Source organism: Bartonella sp. AD328YNZD, from assembly GCF_042196425.1.
In genome coordinates this window covers 1-2,447 of record NZ_JBHIQG010000342.1, presented here as the reverse complement: position 1 = coordinate 2,447, position 2,447 = coordinate 1, and the positions used below count along the sequence as shown (strand labels likewise).

General features: G+C 37.6%; 2 protein-coding genes. Both read right to left on the bottom strand.

Going from position 1 to position 2,447, the window contains the following annotated elements:
* Nucleotides 1–1,106: 1,106 nt before the first annotated feature.
* Entirely contained in the window at nucleotides 1,107–1,544 is a 438-nt protein-coding gene (locus ACFIO3_RS11530) for a hypothetical protein (protein WP_375704494.1), read from the bottom strand.
* A 649-nt stretch (nucleotides 1,545–2,193) separates the two neighbouring features.
* Nucleotides 2,194–2,447, bottom strand: a 254-nt coding sequence (locus ACFIO3_RS11525; protein ID WP_375704493.1) for a class I fructose-bisphosphate aldolase, incomplete at its 5' end; no start/stop codon positions are given.

Sequence of the window (2,447 nt, the reverse complement as noted above, 5' to 3'; positions counted from 1 at the left end):
CATCACACTCTTTGCTAGCTCGTGGATGTTGCGACAGCCTTTGGCACTAGAGAGGGGTCATAGGAGGGATTTTAAATCTTTTCTTCTATATTTTTACCCACACGCTAGCCCCGCTTGTGATGTGCAAGGGAATGGTTTTGATTGATCCAAGAAAAACAGATTTGAAATGAGAAAATCTTACGTTATTCGGGCGACTAATTCAATATAAATAATGCTAAATTATCATTATAAGTCAATGTATTGTGCAAATATGATATATCTTTAGGGTCTTTATGTTTTAAAGCTTGCACGAAATCATAATTTTTTTGTATAGCGAGCCAAGTGTGTGTAAAATACACACCCTAACCATTTCAAATCATTCAGCTGTTTCAAGAACAGATAAGCCAAGTTCTACGATTATATCTTCAATCACAAATTCATCGAAGTGCAGCGGATTTTCATCATTTTTTAGCGCTCCCTCTTCAGTGATCCTCTAGATAATTAACTCATTCAGCATCTATACCAGCAAAGCGAAATATTATGTGCTAATTTTTCTTTACATTCATTAACCAAGAACCCTCAAAATGACCTTTTAGCGGATAGAGCCAAAAGGATGAGTCATTCAAAAATCATTTGGTGATATAACTATATCAAGAGCACCGAGAATATGTCTTAGTTTCTAAGGATAGGCGATTTACTCCCTTTTATCGTATCAGTCTTGTCGAAGGCTTTAAGTCTTTTATGTTTAAATCAAAAAATCATAATTGGATTATATTGCATAAAGATGCTTTTTCTCATTTTTCCATTTAACACACGATAAGGTACCATTTAGGCACGATGAGAAGCTTTCCCCTTATATCATGATTTCAGAGCTGCATGAGAAGAATAAAAGATGATGTGGCTTAATAAGAGAGTTTGTTCATAAGCCGTTTGGGTGTCTTAATCAAGGATGCCGTTAGGCGCACCGCCCTTGTAAAGGGTTGCCTTGAGGCTTAAGGACCCAAGGCTTTTTAGTCCCTTCATTAAAAACGCGGGTCTGATGTCATTATTTTGGAGAGCGATTATGAAGAATTTGAGAGGCAGACAGCCTCTCATTTTGATTTGTATGCAAACGAATTGCACCCTATTTATTCAGGGAGAATAAGAACATACCCAGGAGGTGCTAAACGGAATAAGAGAGCGTCGTAACCCCACGCAGCATACAGGGAGCAAATAGAAAAAATGCCTTCACCAATTGCTAAAAGTAATGTGAGCGATATACCGGCCTCATCTGCTGTTGCTTCGCGGCGTTGTAAGTAGTATCCGACAAAAAAGAAAAAGCACGTTATTCCACTCGCACCTGCAAAGAAGCTTAATACGGCATGAACCGGTCCACGTATGCTGAACAGGATAAGAAAAATTGTGAAAGTAAATACTGTAAAGATCCCTTCGAATACCCTACGCACCATATTGCACAATTTTCGCATCATAATTGCAGAAAAGCTCTGTTCTACGTATCGATTTTTTCTTTTGATGCTTGTATTCTTAGAAGATATACTGTTATTTTTAGAAGATATACCGTCCACAACTCCCCCCGTTTTAAGCCAAGATGCTATGAAGCTATTTATTTTTAATTATATCATCAAAAAATACAAGAAAAATTTATTCATTTTAACGAAAAAATAGGTGTTTTATTGAGGAGCAAATCTATTTTCTTTTGCAAAAGTTATTCAATCCGTTCGTCAATAGAAAGTCTACCCCCATTGAACAGGAAACTATCCTGATGCACAAAAATTTCATAAGCTGTATGTCTAATCAATTCAGAAATCGTAATTCTTCAATCTATCAGCTTATCCACTTTTGCAACTACACTCAAATGGATTCTGCTGATGATAAGTAATGATAACATGAAAAAACACCACACTATCAAACTCTTCAATACAGTATTTGCTTTATGATTTTCACTCAAAAAGCAAGTGCCCACTTCATGAATGACACCATACTAAAGTGCTGTGCATTCACAAATTTCCTAGCATTATCTTCCCTTCCTACAACCCTCCTGCAATCTTATCTCTTAGGTAGCACCCATTAAAGACTTTTAAAATATCCAAGGAAACAATTTTCTGAGAAGCTTTCAAGCCTAAAACGCCCCAGCCATTTTATCTATGGTGAGGGCACCCCAAATCACGCAGAAACATGAAAAATCTCTCCGCATTTAAAAACAGAGCTTGTGCTTCAATTGCACGCTTTTTCCTGTTCTTTGGTCCATTGTCCTAAAGCCGCAAGATGATTCATCCGAGCCCGATGACGAAAGGCTTTCTGTGCAACAGCAATATTTTCATCTTTTCCAGCCCATGCTTTTAAGGCAGCTGCTTGCAATGCGCGTCCATAGGAAAAGGTCAATTTCCAAGACAATGAGCCTAAAGAATTCATGGCAGATAAATGCGCTGTTGCTTCCTGATCAGACTGTCCTCCAGAAAGAAAAGCAA